Origin of the sequence: Ponticaulis koreensis DSM 19734 (assembly GCF_000420665.1) — a bacterium.
Taxonomy (GTDB): Bacteria; Pseudomonadota; Alphaproteobacteria; order Caulobacterales; family Hyphomonadaceae; genus Ponticaulis; species Ponticaulis koreensis.
Window position 1 is genome coordinate 1,844,664 of sequence record NZ_ATVJ01000001.1, and the last position, 19,251, is coordinate 1,863,914.

18 protein-coding genes are annotated in these 19,251 nt (G+C 55.7%); 12 read left to right on the forward strand and 6 right to left on the reverse strand.

Annotated elements, in window-relative coordinates:
• Window positions 1–19: 19 nt before the first annotated feature.
• Entirely contained in the window at window positions 20–2,773 is a 2,754-nt protein-coding gene (locus G523_RS0109455; RefSeq protein WP_022694814.1) for an autotransporter outer membrane beta-barrel domain-containing protein, read from the forward strand.
• On the opposite strand, the gene G523_RS0109460 is transcribed toward G523_RS0109455, so the two are convergent.
• Window positions 2,774–3,322 (reverse strand): rRNA large subunit pseudouridine synthase E, encoded by a 549-nt coding sequence (locus G523_RS0109460; protein ID WP_022694815.1) that lies wholly within the window; start codon window positions 3,320–3,322, stop codon window positions 2,774–2,776.
• A gap of 20 nt (window positions 3,323–3,342) precedes the next feature.
• Window positions 3,343–3,648 carry a hypothetical protein gene (locus G523_RS0109465; protein WP_155802636.1) on the reverse strand — a complete coding sequence of 102 codons (306 nt, stop codon included), beginning with the start codon at window positions 3,646–3,648 and terminating at the stop codon, window positions 3,343–3,345.
• Window positions 3,649–3,828: 180 nt separating this feature from the next.
• Between G523_RS0109465 and G523_RS0109470 the strand changes: the two genes are divergently transcribed.
• Window positions 3,829–4,323, forward strand: a complete 495-nt coding sequence (locus G523_RS0109470) for a DUF2721 domain-containing protein (RefSeq protein WP_022694817.1) — start codon at window positions 3,829–3,831, stop codon at window positions 4,321–4,323.
• Window positions 4,324–4,325: 2 nt separating this feature from the next.
• Here the strand turns inward: G523_RS0109470 and G523_RS0109475 are convergent, their stop codons facing one another.
• The gene (locus tag G523_RS0109475; RefSeq protein WP_022694818.1) at window positions 4,326–4,793 is read right to left on the reverse strand and encodes an OmpA family protein; all 468 of its coding nucleotides are present in this window, start codon (window positions 4,791–4,793) and stop codon (window positions 4,326–4,328) included.
• A gap of 264 nt (window positions 4,794–5,057) precedes the next feature.
• Here G523_RS0109475 and G523_RS18830 point away from each other — a divergent pair, with 264 nt between their 5' ends.
• The 3 genes from G523_RS18830 to G523_RS0109490 all read left to right on the forward strand — a co-directional run bounded on the left by G523_RS18830 (window position 5,058) and on the right by G523_RS0109490 (window position 6,279).
• The gene (locus G523_RS18830; RefSeq protein ID WP_022694819.1) at window positions 5,058–5,480 is read left to right on the forward strand and encodes a hypothetical protein; all 423 of its coding nucleotides are present in this window, start codon (window positions 5,058–5,060) and stop codon (window positions 5,478–5,480) included.
• A gap of 92 nt (window positions 5,481–5,572) precedes the next feature.
• Window positions 5,573–5,833, forward strand: coding sequence for an acyl-CoA thioesterase domain-containing protein (locus G523_RS0109485; RefSeq protein WP_022694820.1), 261 nt, complete (start codon window positions 5,573–5,575; stop codon window positions 5,831–5,833).
• Window positions 5,834–5,949: 116 nt separating this feature from the next.
• A complete protein-coding gene (locus G523_RS0109490) occupies window positions 5,950–6,279 on the forward strand; it encodes a hypothetical protein (RefSeq protein ID WP_022694821.1) in 330 nt (109 codons plus the stop codon).
• Between the two features lie 60 nt (window positions 6,280–6,339).
• Here the strand turns inward: G523_RS0109490 and G523_RS0109495 are convergent, their stop codons facing one another.
• A complete protein-coding gene (locus G523_RS0109495; protein ID WP_022694822.1) occupies window positions 6,340–8,037 on the reverse strand; it encodes a vWA domain-containing protein in 1,698 nt (565 codons plus the stop codon).
• A gap of 100 nt (window positions 8,038–8,137) precedes the next feature.
• Window positions 8,138–10,132, reverse strand: a complete 1,995-nt coding sequence (locus G523_RS0109500) for a DUF885 family protein (protein WP_022694823.1) — start codon at window positions 10,130–10,132, stop codon at window positions 8,138–8,140.
• A gap of 93 nt (window positions 10,133–10,225) precedes the next feature.
• Here G523_RS0109500 and G523_RS0109505 point away from each other — a divergent pair, with 93 nt between their 5' ends.
• The 3 genes from G523_RS0109505 (at window position 10,226) to G523_RS20925 (ending at window position 13,546) form a co-directional block, all read left to right on the forward strand.
• Window positions 10,226–11,014: a SapC family protein gene (locus G523_RS0109505; protein WP_022694824.1), complete on the forward strand. Its 789-nt coding sequence runs from the start codon at window positions 10,226–10,228 to the stop codon at window positions 11,012–11,014.
• Between the two features lie 196 nt (window positions 11,015–11,210).
• Window positions 11,211–13,361 carry a protein-disulfide reductase DsbD family protein gene (locus G523_RS0109510; RefSeq protein WP_022694825.1) on the forward strand — a complete coding sequence of 717 codons (2,151 nt, stop codon included), beginning with the start codon at window positions 11,211–11,213 and terminating at the stop codon, window positions 13,359–13,361.
• A 32-nt stretch (window positions 13,362–13,393) separates the two neighbouring features.
• Complete coding sequence (locus G523_RS20925; RefSeq protein WP_155802637.1) at window positions 13,394–13,546, forward strand: hypothetical protein; 153 nt, start codon at window positions 13,394–13,396, stop codon at window positions 13,544–13,546.
• Here G523_RS20925 and G523_RS20325 read toward each other — a convergent pair.
• Window positions 13,515–14,012, reverse strand: a complete 498-nt coding sequence (locus G523_RS20325) for a hypothetical protein (RefSeq protein WP_022694826.1) — start codon at window positions 14,010–14,012, stop codon at window positions 13,515–13,517. The two genes, G523_RS20925 and G523_RS20325, sit on opposite strands and share 32 nt — an antisense overlap.
• 146 nt (window positions 14,013–14,158) lie before the next feature.
• Between G523_RS20325 and hisS the strand changes: the two genes are divergently transcribed.
• The 4 genes from hisS (at window position 14,159) to G523_RS0109540 (ending at window position 19,239) form a co-directional block, all read left to right on the forward strand.
• Window positions 14,159–15,631, forward strand: a complete 1,473-nt coding sequence (gene hisS / locus G523_RS0109525) for a histidine--tRNA ligase (RefSeq protein WP_407674750.1) — start codon at window positions 14,159–14,161, stop codon at window positions 15,629–15,631.
• Window positions 15,628–16,740: an ATP phosphoribosyltransferase regulatory subunit gene (locus G523_RS0109530; RefSeq protein WP_022694828.1), complete on the forward strand. Its 1,113-nt coding sequence runs from the start codon at window positions 15,628–15,630 to the stop codon at window positions 16,738–16,740. Before hisS ends, G523_RS0109530 begins: the two co-directional genes overlap by 4 nt.
• Entirely contained in the window at window positions 16,737–17,684 is a 948-nt protein-coding gene (gene hisG, locus G523_RS0109535; RefSeq protein ID WP_022694829.1) for an ATP phosphoribosyltransferase, read from the forward strand. The genes G523_RS0109530 and hisG overlap by 4 nt, the downstream gene beginning before the upstream one ends.
• Before the next feature lie 1,039 nt (window positions 17,685–18,723).
• Window positions 18,724–19,239: a hypothetical protein gene (locus G523_RS0109540; protein ID WP_022694830.1), complete on the forward strand. Its 516-nt coding sequence runs from the start codon at window positions 18,724–18,726 to the stop codon at window positions 19,237–19,239.
• Window positions 19,240–19,251: the final 12 nt, after the last annotated feature.

Here is a 19,251-nt window from a genome sequence, read left to right on the forward strand (position 1 = left end):
GTTAGGTCGATGACGGATAATGATCAAGTATCGCCTGCGCGTCGCAGGTGTTTTGTCGCTGAAAGATGGCGAAACGATGGAACCGATTAATTTCGATTTTTCTCCGCTTGCGGGGTATTACAACGCGAAGATTAATCTCAGCCTTGCATCCGCACAGGCTCGCTCTGTCTCGTCTACTCAAGCGTCGGAAGAGACCGCAACATCCAACAGCGACTTGCCCTGGCGCCAGGAAGTCGATCCTGATGACGCTCTGCGAAAAGCCCTTGGCGCAGCCTCATTTCTTCCGGATAGCGTGGCGCGTGATGCGCGCGATGAACGCGGCGACGTACCGAAAATTTTTGCAGCATACTCTGCGCTGGCCAGCATTACGGCGATCGCGCAGGCTGCCAAAGAAGACCGCCTTCCGGTCGGCCAGGAAAGCCGCGCTCAGAAAAGAATGCTGGAAGGCATTCTGGAAGTTAAAAACTTCCTCGCCAGCGTGGATATCCAGAAGACCATTCTGATCGCCGGACAGCGCCTGTCTGCGGCGCAGAGTGAAGCGGCAATCACACGTTCCTCTTACGAGTACAACACCAAGGTTCTGCACTCTGGCGAGTACGACGCTGAGGTGGCGGCGTTCACCGGCGATAAAGTGTTCACGGTGACAGCCAAGAAGATCAACACGACCTCGTCGGTGACGATCGATCTGGCCGAAATGGAAGCCACGACTGGCAAGACCGTCCGGAATCTCGACAACGTCGCCGAGTTCATCAATTTCAAGCTTGAAGAAGCCGGCATTCGCAGCTCGTTCGTTCGCGAGAAGATCGGCATTAAAGACGAAAATGGTGTTATTCAGGGCGATGACTTCGGCTTCAAAATCAAAGGCGTTTCTACCGAGACGCTGAGCTTCTCTGCAGCTGACGCTGCGCCTGCAGCCATCATGGTTGGTCAGTCCGGCATGGGCGATAATGGCGGCGGACAGCTTTCCGTCTGGACCGGTATCGACGGAGGCGCGCCAGTAATGGCGAACGCTGCACGTCTCGGCGAAGACGGCAAGGAAACAAATATTGCAGCTACGGCGGTTCATCCTGATGGTGGATACGTCGTCGTTGGCACGACTGAAGGCGTGATCGGCGAAAGCGGTATTCGCGGTGAAGACGACACCTTCATGGCGCGCTATGACAGCCAGGGGCAGATGGTCTGGTCGCGTACGCTCGGTGCTGCGACTTCAGCTGAAGGTCTGGCGCTCGCTGTCTCTGATGATGGCAAGATCGCAATCACGGGTAAGACATCTGACGAGCTGATCACCAATGCGATTGGCGGCGGCGATGATACGTTCGTCACTATGTATGATGCAGATGGTATCGAGCAGTGGACCCGTCAGCGCGGCAGCACTTACGACGATCAGGGTAACTCGATTGCCTTCGCGGCAGACGGTTCGCTCGTCATCGGTGGCACAACGGCTGGCAGCATGACTGAAGACCTGCTCACAGGTGGTAAAGACGCATTCATCGAGAAACTGGACGCTGATGGCAACCAGCTCTGGCTGCGCCAGTTCGGCACGACCGAGAATGACTCCGTAAAAGAGGTGAAGGTCGCTGATGATGGATCTGTCATCGTCGCGAGCATCGAAAACGGTGAGGCCATTTTGCGCCGATATGCGAGTGGCACAGACGATCCAGCCGACTGGACATACTCTCTCGGTAACCTCAATGGCGGCGATATCGGTGCGCTCGAGATTGCAGACGATGGCACGATATATATCGGTGGTTCGACACGCACGACCGGTACCGATGCAACCGGATTTACAACCGGCACGCAATCCGACCGTGATGGATTTGTTGCGAGCATCAACGTCAATGGCGGCGGTGTGGTCAGCACGAACTGGCTGCAACGCATTGGCGGGTCTGACTATCAATCCGTTGAAGGGCTGAAAGTTTCCGGCAGCGAAGTAATTATCGCAGGCACTGGCGAAGGTGAGTTCGGTACGGCAACGTCTGATAAAGATCAGTCGGCGTTCCTCAGTTCTCTGTCGGTTGCAGACGGTACGCAGGGTTGGTCGTCCAGCCTGTCAGGCCGCGGTGGGATTTCGTCCGCAAGTGACGTGATCCTCTCTGACAGCTTCTCCAACACACTCGATGCGTTCGGTCTTCCGGATGGAGATATGGTGCTGGCTGATACAGCGGCCGTGACTGACCGCCTGTCTATTCGTCCGGGCGATCATTTCTATGTCTCCGTAGATGGCGGACGGGATAAGAAAATTACAGTCGAGCAGGGCGATAATCTGCGGTCTCTGACATTCAAGCTGAACGCGGCGCTGGTGCTTGACGGTAAAGCCGATGTGCGCCGTAGCAATGGTGCGCAGTCTCTCAAGATTACACCGAACGAGGGTGTCCAGATCGAGCTGAAGTACGGCGCTGAAGGCCGTGATGCGCTCGCAGCGCTTGGTCTCCCAACTGGCGTGATTATGGAAAAGCCGATCCCGGGCCGCGACTCTATCAGCGACAGCCCCGAAATCGTCGCGCTTGGTTTGCTTGACAATCTGAACTTCGACACCAAAGAATCCCGCGACGACGCATTTGACGTTCTCGAGGGCGCGCTTCGTGGTCTGCGTACGGCTTATCGCTGGGCAGTTGATGATCCAACGCTTCTGGCGCTCAAGAATAATGATCAGGGGCCAGGCCGGAATTCAGGCGGTGCGCCGCCCGCTTATCTGACAGCGCAGATTGCCAATCTTCAGGCGGGGCTTCAGCGACTGACAGCTGGCGGTGGCGGATTTAACTTCTTCGCCTGATCAGGCGTCCTTCCACGCTCCGGATGCCAATCCGTCAATGCTCCAGCTTCCAACCGAATAGCGTATGAGCCGCAGGGTCGGGTGACCGACTGCGGCTGTCATGCGCCGTACCTGACGGTTTCTGCCTTCCGTAATTGAAAGCTCGATCCAGCTGTCCGGCACGCTTTTGCGAACACGTATCGGCGGGTCGCGATCCCACAACTCTGATGGTGCATCTATCGGGCGCACGATGGCCGGGCGTGTCAGCCCGTCTTTCAGCTCGACGCCGTTCTGTAGAGCAGACAGGGCGGCGTCGTCCGGCACACCTTCAACCTGCACCCAATAGGTTTTGGGCTGTTTGAATTTCGGGCTGGCTATTTTGTTCTGAAGCTTGCCGTCATTTGTCAGAACGAGCAGGCCTTCGCTGTCGCGATCCAGACGACCGGCTGCATAAACGCCTGGGACGTCGATATAGTCCGACAGCGTCTGGCGGTCCGTGCCCTCATTTCCCTTATCGGTGAATTGAGACAGCACGTTGAATGGTTTGTTGAACAGAATAGTGCGCGACATGGCGCCCTTGTAACGCGGCTTTACAGACTTGCAAAAAGATCCGGCGTTTTCACATCGCGCGCATTGCGGATGTCCTCGCCGATATAAAAGCATGGATGCTTGAGAGACTGCAGTCCGCCGCGCGCTTCATAGTGCGACCAGCCTCCATTCGGCATTTTTGCCGACCGGACTTTTGCGCCGCACATCGGGCAGTCATGCAGCCATGTTTTAGAACCGTGAGAGGTGAGAGCGGTTTCGCGCACCATCCAGCTGCCGGGAATACGTGTGTATGCGCCGGATTTGAGTTTCCGGTCGTGAGCTTTGCGATAAATCAGCTGCACCGTCATGCCTTTCATCTCAGGTCATGGAGTCTCGCCTGATATACTTAATGAAAACTTGGCAAACGGGCCTTCGGCCAGATCCTTGGCGAGGTTTTTTATCGAACAGCGGTGTAGGCGTTAAAGTGCGAATACGTATAGTTTACCCTGCAGTGCCTGAGGGCCTGATCTTCAGTTTGGGTTTTGTCGATGAGTCTGCCGTTTCTTCCTAATATTCCTGTCAGTGATATTTCGGCTGCAATTCAGGTGGCGATTGGTCCGATCTTTCTTCTCGTCGGTACCGGATCGCTTCTGAATGTCGTGACAGGGCGGCTCGGGCGCGTCGTGGATCGTGCGCGTGTTCTGGAACGCCTCATTGAAGAAGGTGAGGAGGAAGTCCTGGAGCGGCGTCATCTGATGGAGTTGAAGGCGCTGGACCGGCGCATGAAGTATGGCAATCGCGCTGTACTCCTGTGTTCGCTCTCGGCAGTGCTGATCTGTATTCTGGTCGCGCTGGTCTTCGTGCTCGATTTTATCGGCGCGGCAGCAGGGATCATCATCGCCATACTGTTCATGATGGTGATGGCAGCCCTCGCAGCTGGGCTGATCAGCTTTCTTCTGGAAGTTCACACGGCGACACGGTTTCTACGTGTGCGCCATGAAGTGCTCGCGCGTCAGCATAAGATGGCGTCGAGCGAGGCTTAGGCCTATTCCCGGAAATAGACGTCGACGCGCCGGTTCATCGGGTTGATCAGATTGTCTTCGGTGACAGCATTGGTTTCACCCATAGCGACAATGGCAATGCGGTCCACGTCGAGATCAGCTGCCATGAGGGCGTCCAGAACATTGTCGGCGCGCTCCTGCGATACAGTCATGTTCACCGTGTCGCTGCCGATCGCGTCTGATTGGGCGACAATCTCAATCGCTGAAAGATCGCAGCTTTCTGCGGCTTCGACCGCGATAGCGATGGCATCCAAAGCGATTTCATCAAGATCGGTCTCGTTGGAAGCAAAATAGATCGGGAAGTTTCTGTCAGCGCAAACAGGCATGGTTGCCTCGGCTTCCATGACCGGAGCTTCTGGCGGTGGTGGCGGCAAGGATGTTGTCGTGCAGGCGGCGACCATAACTATCAGGCCAGAAACCAGTACGGCGCGTTGGACAGAAAGCGTATTCATTTCAAAATTCCCCCAAACTCCATCAGACCATGTGATGGAACGCTTTATCTGGCAATCGGTTCCTGATCGATAAAATTTAAATAATGCCATTCATTAAACAGTAATCAGTATTAACGGAAATCGGCCTGCTTTTTACCAAGGTAAATGCATGCGGGTATTTCATTAATTGGTTTTGTTAGTTTCTCCTGTGGACTGCCGCATTTGCTTAACCATACGGAAATCCATAGCTGCGTTAATCAGGGGGTGCCTCACTATGGAGCCCTTATGATGAAAGCTATGATCAAACACGTCGCGTCAGCGACCGGTCTGTCTGCGAAGCGTGCTGAAAATGCCCTTGGTATTGTTTTGAATGCATCCGAGCGACAAGGCTCTGTGTTCGTAGCCCAGCTATACAAAAAACTACCGGGCGCTAAAGCGCTGTCTGCGAAGGCGGGTAAAGCGACTGGCGCGGCCACAGGCGAGCTTGCGCGCCTGATTGAACAGACACCCGGTGGACGCATGGCGGTCGCAACAGGCATGATCCGCAATCTGCAAAAAGCCGGCCTCGGTCATAACGAGATTTCCGGCATCTTCCCTGCGGTTTCTTCATACTGCGAAGACGCCTACGGCCTTAAGGGCTTTGGCCATCTTGGCGACTTGCTGGGAACACGCGGCGCTGAGACCGCGACTGATACGGCTGTTGCCTGACCTGCAAGGCACGAATTGAGTTTCTGAAGGGCCACTTGAACGGGTGGCTCTTTTCGTTTGCGAAGATCCCTGACGCTGGATAAACCGGCGTCATGGCCGATAATGATATCCTCTCCATTGAAATGATCCTGAGGGCACTCCGTGAGGAAGCTGCAGACTGTTTCACCGACCCTGTGCTAGTAACGATTGATTTCAGTAAGATTGCTGATGTTGATCCGAAGGGTGGAGAGGCAAAAGTCCAGCGCCTGAAAGCGTCACGCCGTGTCGCTTTTCTGAAGGCAGAACTCTATCAGGATGATGCTCTGATATTTAGCGCGAAAGCAGTCTTCAAGGCCCGCGCCGGACTCGAATAAAGTAAACAAAAAGTAAACATAAAACTTTATTCCAATTTATTCTAAATTTGTTCCAAAACAATATTTACATGAGAACAAAAGAGGAATATTTATGACCTATGGAACGGAGGGTGAACATGCCTGTTGTGAATTTCTGTGGTCAGTCTGGTCGGTCAGTGTCTTTCGAACGAGTTTCCCCGGACTCTGATTGGGCGGCGCGTGAAGGCATCGCCATGTTTGCTTCTCATACCGGTTTCGGATGGCGCATTATCCGTATCGTCGAGCTGGACGGTCGCCCTGACAATATCCAGCCGATCTGGGCTTATCGTGACGCGCAGCGTTATGGTGCGCGCGCCGTCTTCTTTATGGAACATACCCGAATTCTGGATCGCAAAACCACTATCGCTGATCTTCGCGAAGGTCTTGATCCTGTCTGTGACACCCAACGCGCGAGCCGCGCTGCCTAAACTGAAAGGCCGGTCCGCTGCCCGTGGACCGGCCTTCTTTTTATTGGCTCGGGGCGTGATTTATTCGCCGCGACCCGGTGTCTGCAATGCAGCCTGATCTGCCGCGACTTGCGCCGCCCTCACCAGCTGAACAAATTCGCTGCGATAGCCGAACTCGTCACGGCCGCGCGCATCAAGCGCCAGTTCAATGACGTCGTCGTATCCAAATCCGTTTTGCATATACGGATCGCCACGCAGGAGCTGGCCGAAGGCTGCAACTGATGTTGCAAACCGCGTGTAGAGCGGGGCGTCATCAATGTTTTCGAACATCAGGCCGTCTGTCACGGGGATGGAGACCAGAATGGATTCGTCTTCCTGTGGTGGCTTGTAACGCAGTTGTACGAAGGCCCATTCGTCCGACGTGCTCTCGGCGGCCGGTTCATTACTTCCGTAACGACGCGGGTTCAACAGGCCAGCCTCTCCAGCGGGCGTGACCTCATAGATAGCCGTTACAGTATGTCCTGCGCCGATTTCACCGGCATCTACGGCATCATTGTTGAAGTCAGCTTCGTTGAGCATCCGCGTCTCGTAACCAATCAGGCGATACTCGCTCACACGGTCAGGATTGAATTCGACCTGAATTTTCACGTCTTCGGCAATCGTGAAGAGCGAACCGGACAGATCATCGCTGAGCAATTTGCGCGCTTCATTCAGCGTATCGATATAACCGGCGGTTCCGTTTCCAGCCTGGGAAATCGTCTGCATCATATGGTCGTTATAATTGCCGCGACCAAAGCCCATGACGGACAGGTAAATCCCGCTATCACGTTGACGGGCAACAAAATCTTCAAGGCGTTCATTGCTGGTAATGCCAACATTGAAGTCGCCATCTGTCAGCATCATGACGCGGTTGACGGAGTCCTCGTCAAAGTTTTGCTCGGCGAGGGAGTAGGCGAGGCGAAGGCCTTCACCGCCCGCAGTTGAGCCGCCAGCACTCAGACGATCAAGTGCTGCCATGATCGCTGCTTTGTCGTCACCGGATGTCGGCTCCAGCACCGTACCTGCTGCGCCAGCATAGACGACGATGGAGATCGTATCCTGCTCTGTCATCTGGTCGATCAGCATACCGAGCGCCTGTTTGGCGAGTGGCAGCTTGTCCGGCGCGTTCATGGAGCCCGAAACATCAACCAGAAGCGTCAGATTGATAGGCGGACGCTCATCGACCGGAATTTCATATCCCTGCAGGCCGACCTGCATGAGATAGTTATTGTCTGCCCATGGTGACGGAACGAGTGTGACATTCGTTGAGAATGGCGGGTCGGTGCTCTCCGGCACCGGGTAGGTGTAGTCGAAATAATTGATCAGCTCTTCAATACGCACGGCATCAACCGGCGGCATTGTGCCGTCATTCAGATAGCGACGCATGACGGAGTATGATGCCGTGTCTACGTCAACCGAGAAGGTGGACACCGGCTCGTCACTCACGCGGCGCACAGGGTTCGCGTCGAAATCCTCATACTGCTCACGGTCCATGATATCCTGCTGAGGTGGCGCGATATATCCAGCGACTGGTGAAGGCGCCGCTCTCAACTGCGGTGATGCCATTGCCTGCATCTGCGGTGGAGGCGGTGGAGGCGGAGGAGGAGGTGGTGGTGGAGGCGGCGATGGCGGCGGTGCCATAGCTTGATTGCCTGAAGAGCCTGAACCTGTAGATTCACATGCGGTTAGTGCGAGCATGCCGCAGGCGGCGAGTAGTGCAAGTTTAACTGTGGGCTTCATCTTCCCCTCCCAAAAGCTGATACACCATAACAGCTTGAGAGATATGTTCGAAATGGGGCCGAAACTTGCCGGACTCCCCGGCATATATGGAATTCCTGTGTCAGTTCACCTGTGTCGCAATCCAATTGTCGACGTCGCGTTCGACCAGCGCGAGCGGGCGAGAACCGGTTCTGAGCAGTATGTCGTGGAAGTCCCGGATGTTCAGTCGGTTACCTAATACGCCACGTGCCCGTTCGCGCAGACTGGTGAATACAAGGTAGCCCTCAGTAGCTGCGCAGCCAAGGCCGGGTTCTGCCTTGAAGGTTTGAAGCCGTTCAAGCGCATCGGCTTCGGAAATGCCAAGGCGTGTTGTCAGCAGGTTTGCGGCTTCGTCTTCGCGCATCGTGCCAGTCAGGAGGCCGATTTCGGCTTCGGCCTCGGTGAAGATGACCAGACGCTGATATAGCATCGCGGCTTCTAATTGCGGCGCATCATCAAACGCGGACCGGCGGGCCAACACATCCAGCGCATAGGCAGGCCAGCCGAGATCAAACGCAAGCGTGCGAAGTTCGCGGGACAGCAAAGGCAGGTCCTCGCGGCGTTCTCCTTTCATCTCGCGATAGGCGTGGCCCGGAAAATAGGTTTGAAGAATTTCGATCACGGACAGGGCCATTGGATTGGCCTCAAGATAGGCGGTGGACACCCGAAGCGGCACAGTGTCGAAGATTTCCAGGCTAGAAGGTTCATCAAACAGTTGTGTCGGAACAGGCGGGGCGGGGCCGCGCGGAGGTGCTTCAGGTGGCAGAATAGGTGTCAGCTCATATTCCGGCAGGCGCTCAACCGAGTATGCGGCCAGATAGCTGGACAAATGCTCCAGCGCGCGCTCGAAATTCACAAAGCTCTCAGGCGGCCCGTCTTCGGTTACGTCGGGCGTTGGTGGCGTAGCGAGCTGGCCGTCTGCATCAGGCGTAGGTGTGGCCGGCGGTGGAACGAGCGGCGCTCGTTGTTGCCATAACATCATAGCGCTGAGCGGATTGTCGGGAATGGCTATGTTATCGAGAAGCGCATTGCCTTCCTCGTCCAGCGGCGCGTGGTCGTTCCAGTGATCAATGAGAAGCTGATCGAATGCCGCTTCGGTCTCTTCTGCGAGGCGCTGGGCGTTGAATAGACAATCCTCTGAATTCGCGACGCCCGAGGTGACCTGATTGAGTAGCGCGTCATAATAGGCGGTCGTCGCACCGACAGTGGCGTCGTGCGCCGCTGTTTCCGGCAGGCCCTCAATTGTCGCCAGAAGCGCAATCATTTCGGGAAGCAAGAGCCGTTCCACGCCCTCGGTGAGCTGGATGGTCCAGTCTGAACGAGGGAATTCTTCGGATTCGAGCGTTTCCCATTGCGCGCGCCACGACCGAAATGCCGTTTCGGAAGCGAAAGGCGAACGTGTGATTTGATCGGTGACGTCCTGGAGAATGTCTGTCGGAGGTACAACGCCCGACACCGCATCCATGGCAAGTCGGCGGTGAGCGCTGCGAATATCATTCGAGATTTCAGGCAGAAGACCAAGCAGCATCGGAACATCAGCCGTCTCATAGTCAAGCTGGAGTACGCCCATAATGTCCAGCGCGGCCAGATGAGGCCCGCTTAGCTGGTCGATTGGATAGGGGCGGGAATATATGAGGCCGGTCTGGCCGTGGCTGAACCGGCTGACCTCACCAGCACGAACATATGCGCCGTGGATTTCCCAGAATGCGTTGAAGTCCGGTGCATCGGCTTCCGGAGCTTGGAGACCGGACAGCTCCTCCATCGCAATAATCCGGCGCACGCGTGCATTCTCAAACGCCGCCGGCCCCGGCACACCCGTGTCCCGCAACCAGACGCGCGGGTTACGAGTGGGGATACCATAAAGATCGAGTGGAATCGGTTGCGGCAATTGTGCTTCCAGCTGTTCGAGCTGGATGTAGAGGTTCTGGCGCTGGACCGCTGCCGCTTCCGGTGACAGGGCTCCGTTTTCGGGCTGACAGGCGGCTAGCGCCAAAAGCGCGATCGACCCCGCCGACAGCCGCAATGGCGCGAATTTTTCCCGGCTCGGGCGCAGTTTGGAAAAAAAGTTAGCCTGCATGGGTGAGTCATCGCCTGTCGGTGTGTGCAGAAGGTTGTCGCAGAAATTGTTTTCCTTTAAGAGGCCTGCTGCACTGTGTTTTGGGAGACTATTATGGAATCGAATCCAGCCGGACAAGGCCCTGCGCTGTCTGGGAACGTCATGTTCTACAAAAAGCCGGAGCCATTGTCTTCGGAAGCTCACGGTTCGCTCGGCGTTAAGCGTATCGATCAGCCGCTCGGCTTCCTGCGTTCCGCGCACGCCGTACCGGTAACTGTAAGCGAATTTGGAATGGCGGCGGCGTCGTTCCCGGTTATTTTCGTCGGTAATGACAAAACGCCCGTTGCTGTTATGGGCATCCGCGAAGGTCAGAACCTTTTCGTTGGCGCTGATGGCAACTCTGATCAGGATTTCTACCTGCCAGCATTCGTTCGTCGCTATCCGTTCGTGTTCGCATCTGACAATCAAAGCGACCGTCTGCTGCTCTGCGTTGACCGTGAAGGTCCGATGGTCACAGACCAGCCGGAAGTTCCTTTCTTCGAGAATGGCCAGCCAACTAAATTCACAAACGACGCAATCGAGTTCTGTAAAGAATTCGAACGTCAGCGCCGCGCGACTATGGAATTCGTCAAGCTGGTCGACAGCTATGGCCTGTTCGAGCAGAAGTCAGTGAACTTCACACCGCGCGACCAGAACGGCCAGGAAGGCCCTCAGCAGAAAATCGCTGATTACTGGGCGGTTTCCGAAGAAAAGCTGAACCAGCTTCCAGCGGACAAGTTCCAGGAACTGCGTGACAATGGCGCTATCGGCGCGATCTACGCTCACATCCTGTCTCTGCTCAACTGGCAGCGCGTGATCCAGCGTGCTCTGCGCACACCGCCTCCGGGCCAGCCGCTGAGCTAAACTCCTTCGGGGGAAGCAGGAACCACTTCGTCGTGCGCGCAGAGGCAACTCTGCGCGCTTCGTCGTTCTAGGGATAAGATCAACAGATGGGGCATTGTGCCTCACAAACGCGCGAGAGCCCTTTCGTGCTAACTTTTCCCTTTATATTCCATGCTAGACGACAAAACTGTCATTGCTCGAGACACAGGTAGTACGCATGCGCATGAATTCTTTTTCCGCTTTCTGGGCAGGTCTGATTGCTCTTATCAGCCTTTCCTTTGCCGGATTTTCTGCGTCGGCCTTGCCGCACGATTCAGGCCATGCGCGCGTTGAACTGATCTCTGACCATGTGAGTGTCGTGCCGGGCCAGACGGTACGCGCAGCGCTCGTGCTCGAGCTGGATGATCACTGGCACGTCTATTGGAAAAACGCAGGCGACTCCGGACTGCCAACTGAAATCATCTGGGATGACACGTCTGGTGTGACCGCGGGCGAGTTTAACTGGCCTGCGCCATTCCCGCAGCCGCTCGATATCCTGATGAATTACGGATACGAAGATGAGCTGATCCTGCCATTCGATCTCGACATTCCTGAAGACGCTGTCGGCAGCGTGACAATGTCGGGCCTCGCGACCTTCCTTATCTGCGCCGACATTTGTATTCCGGAAGATGCGCCGATCCGTCTCGACCTCTGGATTTCCGATACGCCTGAACTCAACACAGACCGCGCAGATGTTTTCCGGCGTGTGGATGCCCAGCTCCCAATGGCATTTGAGGGCAACGCAGCGATTGATCGTAGCTCCGACCCATGGAAGCTCTCAATCGAAAGCGATATCGTGCGCGCTGCGTTCGAAGCGGATATCGTGAATGTGCGCTTCTTCCCGACAGATCACCAGATCCTTCACCCTCCGGAACAGCCTGTGAGCATTGGTCCAAACGGCATCACGCTGGAGCTTCAAAGTTCGGGTCGTAGCCGCGTGCCGGATAATATTGAGGGCGTTCTCGTCGTTGAAGATATCGATGCGAACCGTATCGCATTCGACCTGACTGCGCCGGTTGGTGACGTGATCGCCGGCACAAGCGGAACTGCGCTTGCCGGTGGCACATCATCCTCTTCTTCCGCCCCGCCGCTCTCTTTCAGTGGCCTGCTGGCTATTCTGGGCGGTGCACTGCTGGGTGGTATCATTCTGAACCTGATGCCATGTGTGCTCCCGGTCCTCTTCATTAAGGCTCGTAGCATTCTGTCTCTGGCAGGCTCTAACGAGATGGGCGAAGTGCGTGCGCATGGCCTGTTTTACACTGCGGGCGTCATCACGTGTTTCCTCGGCTTTGGTGTGATCCTCGTCGCGCTGCGCTCTGCAGGCGAAAGCGCGGGCCTCGGCTTCCAGCTGCAATATCCGATCGTGATTGCGGGCCTGTCGCTCCTCATGTTCATGCTTGGCCTCAACATGCTTGGTTGGTTCAGCTTTGGCGGGTCGCTCATGGGTGTGGGGAGCAATCTCGCTGAACGTGGTGGACATCAGGGCGCTTTCTTTACCGGTCTTTTGGCGGCATTCGTTGGCGCGCCGTGCATCGGCCCGTTCCTCGGTGCAGCCGTTGGTGCTGCCGTAAACCAGCCGCTTCACATTGTGCTTCTGGTCTTCTTTACGCTTGGTCTGGGTATGGCTCTGCCATTCCTGCTCGTAAGCCTCGTTCCGGGCATTGCGAAATACCTGCCGAAGCCGGGTGGCTGGATGGAGCGTCTGAAGCAATTCTTCGCATTCCCGCTCTTCCTCACGGCAATCTGGCTTCTCTGGGTTCTGGCAAACCAGTCCGGTGCTGACGCTGTTGCACTGGTTGGTCTCGTCGCTGTCGGCCTGACTTTTGCGACCTGGATTCTGAAGACGTCGCCGGAAAAAGGCGCAGCCCGTAAGATTAGCCTGGGCGTTGCGCTTGTGGTCACGCTCGTATCCTTGATCATCCCGGCGCAAATGCTGATGGGACCAGTTGGCAATTACGCGCAGGCCGGCAGCGCAGGCGGCGCACATGCGGGCTATGACGGCGAATGGTCACCTCAGACCGTCGCAGATTTGCGTGCAGAGGGTCAGGGCGTGTTTGTCGACTTTACCGCAAGCTGGTGTGTGACCTGTCAGGTGAACAAGCGCACAACGCTTTTCGGTGACCGCGTCCAGAATGCTCTGGATGACCAGAATGTGTCCTTGCTGATCGCTGATTGGACATCCCGCGACGATCAGATCGCTGAAGAACTCGCTCGCCATGGACGCGCAGGCGTGCCGCTCTATCTCTACTACGCACCGGGCGCGGAAGAGCCGGCTGTTTTGCCGCAAATCCTTAGCCCGTCAATTGTGATAGATACAATCAGTCAGTAGTTCCCTGGCCGATGTTGCAGACGGATAGAGTTGTGTTGAAGTTACTTCAACAGAGAAAAGGTTTGATTGCAGGCATGGTGCTCGCCATTGCGCTGACCGCTGGTGCGTTCATTTTCTCAACGGATCAGGGCGACCCGCACGGCGCTCTGACAGTTAGCGCAGATCTGGTGCACGAAGCGAACTGATATCTCCGCCGCCACACTGGCCGTTAATGTCAGAGTGAAGGTTCATCTCGATGACTTCGCCAGCCTCTAACACAATTGCAGCGGCTTCACCCACAGATACGGCATCTTCCAGCATCTTGGAGAGCCGCTCCTCAGCCTGCACTCGCGACGCTTCAGAGCTGTCATCAGCGAAGGCTGAGAGCTGGACGTCTGTTTCTTCCGCCATGCCTCTGAAAATACAGCCAAGGTCTTCTGGCAGCGGGGCATCCTGTGACCCCGATGTGGAAAGACGCGTTGCCGTTCTGCCAAAGCGCTGCAGGCGAAAGCGCAGGTCATCGGGGAGCGTGTGTGTGTCCATCGCTTCAATTCGCGTGTGCAGCTCTGCAGCCTCCTCAGACCAGCTTCTGGCGAGGGCAGGTGACGCGCTGGCCGATCCAGCGAACAGAAGGGCGCCCATTGCGAGCATAAAAGACGAGGTCGTTTTCATGGCGTGAGTGTCCCGCGCGCCGGTTAACAGACCTGAAAGGCAGGTGTATTTGAGCGTGTGCGACACGTAAAAATATGCGACAGGCAACACATGAGGTTGGCAAGGCGCTCACAAGGCTCTATCCCGACCAAAAATTCCGGCGATATATCATGGCAAAAAACAAGAAACCCAATCCGAAATCTCTCGCTCGCAAACCTCGCGGTTTCCCGGACAAACGGGAAGACGTGCTGAAAGCTGAGCTGGATATGATCCATCGGGTTTCATCTGTTTATCGTCTCTGGGGCTTTGAAGGCATTGAAACCGGCGCATTCGAATATGCGGACGCGCTGGGTAAATTCCTGCCAGATCAGGACCGCCCGAATGCGGGTGTCTTCGCCATTCAGGATGATGATGAGCAGTGGATGTCACTGCGCTATGACCTGACGGCGCCGCTTGCGCGTTTTGCGGCGGAGAACTGGGATACGTTGCCGAAGCCGTTCCGTCGCTATGCGTATGGTCCGGTGTGGCGCAATGAGAAGCCTGGCCCAGGGCGCTTCCGTGAGTTCATGCAGTGCGATGCTGATACCGTTGGCGCGAAAGGCCCTGCGGCTGACGCAGAGATGATTGCGATGATGGCCGAAGCCCTCAAAGCGGCTGGTGCGCAGCGTTTCAATGTTCGCGTCAACACGCGTGATCTGATGTCCGGCCTTCTGGACTCCATTGATGCGCGCGATGAAGAAACGCGTCTCACCATTCTGCGTGCGCTCGACAAACTGGATCGCCTCGGTCTCTCCGGTGTGGCTGATCTTCTCGGTGAAGGCCGTGAAGATGAGTCCGGCGACTACACTAAAGGCGCTGGCCTTGATGCAGAGCGCGTGAAGCGTGTTCTGGCATTCGCTGAGTCCGGTAAATCCTCACGCGGTGAAACGCTTGAGGCTCTGGCGGCAGTCGTTTCCGGCAATGAAGCCTATGACCGCGGCATTACAGAACTTCGCGAGATTGACGGTCTTCTCTCTGCGATGGGCACGCCAGATGGTGTCGTTGTGTTCGATCCGACTATTGTGCGTGGCCTTGAATACTATACCGGCCCGGTCTTCGAGGGTGAGCTGCTTGACGAAATCCTCGACGAGAAAGGCCGCGCTGTACGTATCGGGTCTGTCGGCGGTGGTGGTCGTTATGACGGTCTGGTTTCCCGTTTCCGGAATGAAGAAATTCCTGCAACAGGTTTCTCTCTGGGCATTTCCCGCCTTGCAGCCGCTATGTCGCTGACGGGTGAGCTGGATGCGCTCTCTGGTCCTGTGGTCGTTCTGGTGCTTGATCGCGAGCATGTGGCTGACAGCCATGTGCTGGCGCATCAGCTGCGTGCGGCGGGTATTCGCTCTGAAGTGTATATGGGCAGCTCCGGCATGCGCCCGCAGATGAAATATGCAGACCGCCGCGGCGCGCCTGCTGTTGTCATCGTTGGCGAAGACGAGCGCCAGAAGGGGACAGTCACGATCAAGGATCTGATCGTGGGTGCCCAGAAGGCAAAAGCGATCAAAGACAATACAGAATGGCGTGAATCCCGTCCGGGGCAGGTTGAAGTCTCGCGCGACGAAATGGTTCAGACCATTAAAAGTATGCTGGAGGCAGACAATTGACCTCATTTCAGTTTGAAGCGATTGGCGGAGACTGGGTTGATCCGCCTCTGCTGATCCCTGCAGCTCTGCCGCTTGAGCTTTCAGGCGAGAGCATTCGGTCCCGCCTGATCACCAGCTCTGATACGCCGGGCGAGGAACTGGCGCTGCGTCCGGACCTGACACTGCCGGTCGCCAACCAGTATCTGGCGGAAGCAGGTGGCGAGCCGGTATCTTATCGCTATTTCGGCCGTGCGTTCCGTCAGGCACGTACAGAAGGCGAGCCGGTCGAGTTCAATCAGACAGGCTTTGAGAATTTCGGACACACCGACCGCCTCGAACGGGACGTGGCAACACTCACGACAATCTGTTCAGAGATCGCAGGCGCAGGCATCCGCAATGCGCAGCTTAATCTCGGCGATGTGTCTATCTTCCACGCTGTCGTAGACGCGCTGGCGCTCTCTGATCACTGGGACGCTCGCATCCGCCGCGCTAATAAGCGCCGTGAGGGCGTAGAGGCCGTTCTGGCGAGTGCTGAAGGCGAGACTGTGAAAGCATCTTCTGCGCTGGCCCAGACGCTTGCCAAGCTGCCTGCGGACGATGCGCGTGACCTGCTTGATGAAGTCATGTCGATTTCCGGCACAGAAGTCGTTGGCGGCCGCACGAAGGAAGAAATTCTGGAACGCCTTCAGGCCCGCGCTGAAGCGGCTAACGCCGGCGCGATGCCGGATAAGGCGCGCGCTGTGCTCGGGGCGCTCAAAGGCGTGTCTGGAACGCCTGACGTGTTCCTTGAAAAACTTCGCGCTCTCGCAAGCGAATATGCGCTGAACCTGTCATCCGTTCTTGAATACACTGAGAAACTCTTCTCGGCGCTTTCGGATCGCGACATGCCGTTCTGGGCGAATGCTTATGTCTCTGTGCAGTTCGGGCGTCGTTTCGATTATTATGACGGTCTCGTATTCGAGCTTTATCACGCCGGTTTAACGCGCGAGAAGCCGCTGGCGCTCGGTGGCCGTTATGATGGCCTCGTCTCCTGGCTTAGCAAAGGCGCGATGAACGTGCCCGCTGTTGGCGGCGTTGTGCGCCCTGATCGTGTAGACGCAGCACTTAGCCTCGAAGGAGGTGCAGCATGACACAGCTTATGCTGGCGATCCCGTCCAAAGGGCGCCTGAAAGAACAGACCGAAGCGTTCTTTGCGGACTGCGGGCTGAAGCTGAAACAGGTCGGCGGCGAGCGGGGCTATTCTGCCGTGCTTGAAGGCGCGCCTGGTATTCAGATCATGCTGCTTTCGGCGTCAGAGATTGCCAAAGGCCTTCTGGACGGCACGCTACACCTTGGTGTGACGGGCGAAGACCTGCTGCGTGAGCATGCTGACAATTTTGATTCGCAGGTTCATCTGCTCCGCGCGCTCGGCTTTGGTTATGCGGATATGGTCGTCGCCGTGCCGCAGAGCTGGGTGGATGTCGATACGATCGAAGATCTGGAAGATGTGGGCCACGCTTTCCGCGCGCGCCACGGACGCCGTATGCGTGTTGCAACCAAATATTTGCGTAGCAGCCGCCGCTTCTTCGCTGAGCGTGGACTGACACAGTATCGCCTGATCGATTCTGCGGGCGCTACAGAGGCAGCACCGGCGTCCGGTACAGCAGAGCTTATCGTCGATATCACAACAACGGGTGCGACGCTGAAGGCCAACAATCTGAAAATCCTCAGTGATGGTGTCATGCTGAAATCTCAGGCGCAGTTATCTGCGTCTTTGAATGCTGACTGGAATGAGGACGCGCTGGCAGCGATCAAGAATCTGCTGGATATTTTTGAGGCACGCCGAGTCGCGCGGGACGTCTCTGTCCTGACTGGCGGCAAGTCTCTACGGTCCGCAGCTGCATCAATTAGTGATGAGGTCACTCTACTTGGTGATTCTGTCGTTCTTTCGCGCGAAAAGGCAAAATCTGTCGCAAACGCACTGTCTGGGGCGGGCTTTGGACCGGTATCCGTAGTGAATCCGGAGTTTCTGTTTCTTGAAGACAACGTAGTCTTCGGAGAATTTTCCCGCGCGATTACGCGAAATGCCCAGTAATTTAGCAGCAAGCGCTCAGTTTGTTCCCAAATCCGGTTTTTTCTTGTTGACACTTTGATGAAGCTCGGGCCTTATCTTCTTGCAGTTCGGGAGGAAACGTCCTGCTTTATAAAGAACAAACGGCGTGGCTTATAGCTGCGCCGTTTATAATTTAAGCCTACTTCATCTAAATCAAAGTAATTGCGCGCGCTTTAGTCTTGTTTATCTTGCATCGCATTCAACAAGCGTTGAAAATTTGTGCAGGTATATTGATCTAAATTTGCTGCGCGCCTGTCCGGCGAATTTTGCCGCGTCTCACGCCCTCCGCCGTCCGACATCGTGTATCTCCTTCAAACGCAAAGAGCAGGTCCGAAGACCTGCTCTCGTGCCCTGGGGAGGCAAACGTGAAAGGGACAATGAGAGGCCGCCAGCAGCTCGGGGGTAGGGGGCAGTGATGAATTGCCAGCGACCTTTGTTGTTCCTTGTTGATAAACAATAAGGATTATCTGATAAACGTCAAGTGAAATTATCGTTATTCGATGAAGTTTCTGTAACGGGCATAGAATCATCCCATATTTCGGTGTCGTTGGGTTGATATTTCATGTTTCGCAGAAATGTTGGACGGTTTGCGCACTTTAGTGCGGATGTTGACTTGGCTGCGGCAGCACGCCGCAGAAATAATTACAGCGCCAGGTGCAAAATATTTCTACCGGGGCGAGCTATTATGGCTTGGTAAATGTAGAAGCTGTGCGTTCGCTGAAGCGAAAACTTTGGGTCCGTTAATCCTTTGATCTGGTCATGAAAGCAATTCGCTTGAAAAGGCGTGAGCGCCGGCGGGCTAGAGTTCTGATTCCACGAAGATTTGGAGTTTATTCAGGAAAAAATGAATAAAGATTTCAGTAAATCTATTAATGTTGAGTTGGGCTAAGAATTGTCTGGATCTGTGTTTCTTAAATGAATAACGGATGTCAGCTTTATTTTAACTCAACTGTTGTTTCTTTTGCCAAATATCAACGCCCTTAAAGAATGTAAGGGTATGAATGGACAAAGGAACTAACGGATGAGAAAGTCTCTTACGGCACTTTCAATCATTGCAGCTTCGATGCTGGCGACCGTACCTGCCCATGCGGCGGGTGAGCGCGATCTCCAGCTTATCGGTCGTGCGCTTAGCTTTGTAGAAGGCGGCGCGACGGGCAATGTGACGCTTGCGATTGTATACGCAGACGATGTTGCCGGATCACAGGCGGAAGCAGAAAGCATTTCCGCAATTCTTGGTTCTGGGCTCAGCGCCGGTCAAGTTACTCTGCAGCCCCAGCTTATTTCAATTTCAGATGTTTCGGGCATTGGCTCGGACGCTGCACTCTTCGTGCCGTCTGGCATGTCGGCGCACTATTCTGCGATCTCTTCAGCACCGTCCATCACGGTCAGTACTGATCGCGCGTGTGCAGACGCCGGTGCCTGTGTGGTTGCCGTTCAAAGCCAGCCAAGTGTCGAGATCTATGTGAGCCGCTCTGCGGCTGACGCGCGCTCTGTGAGCTTTGCGTCCGCGTTCCGCATGATGATCAACGAACTCTGATTACTCCAAGAA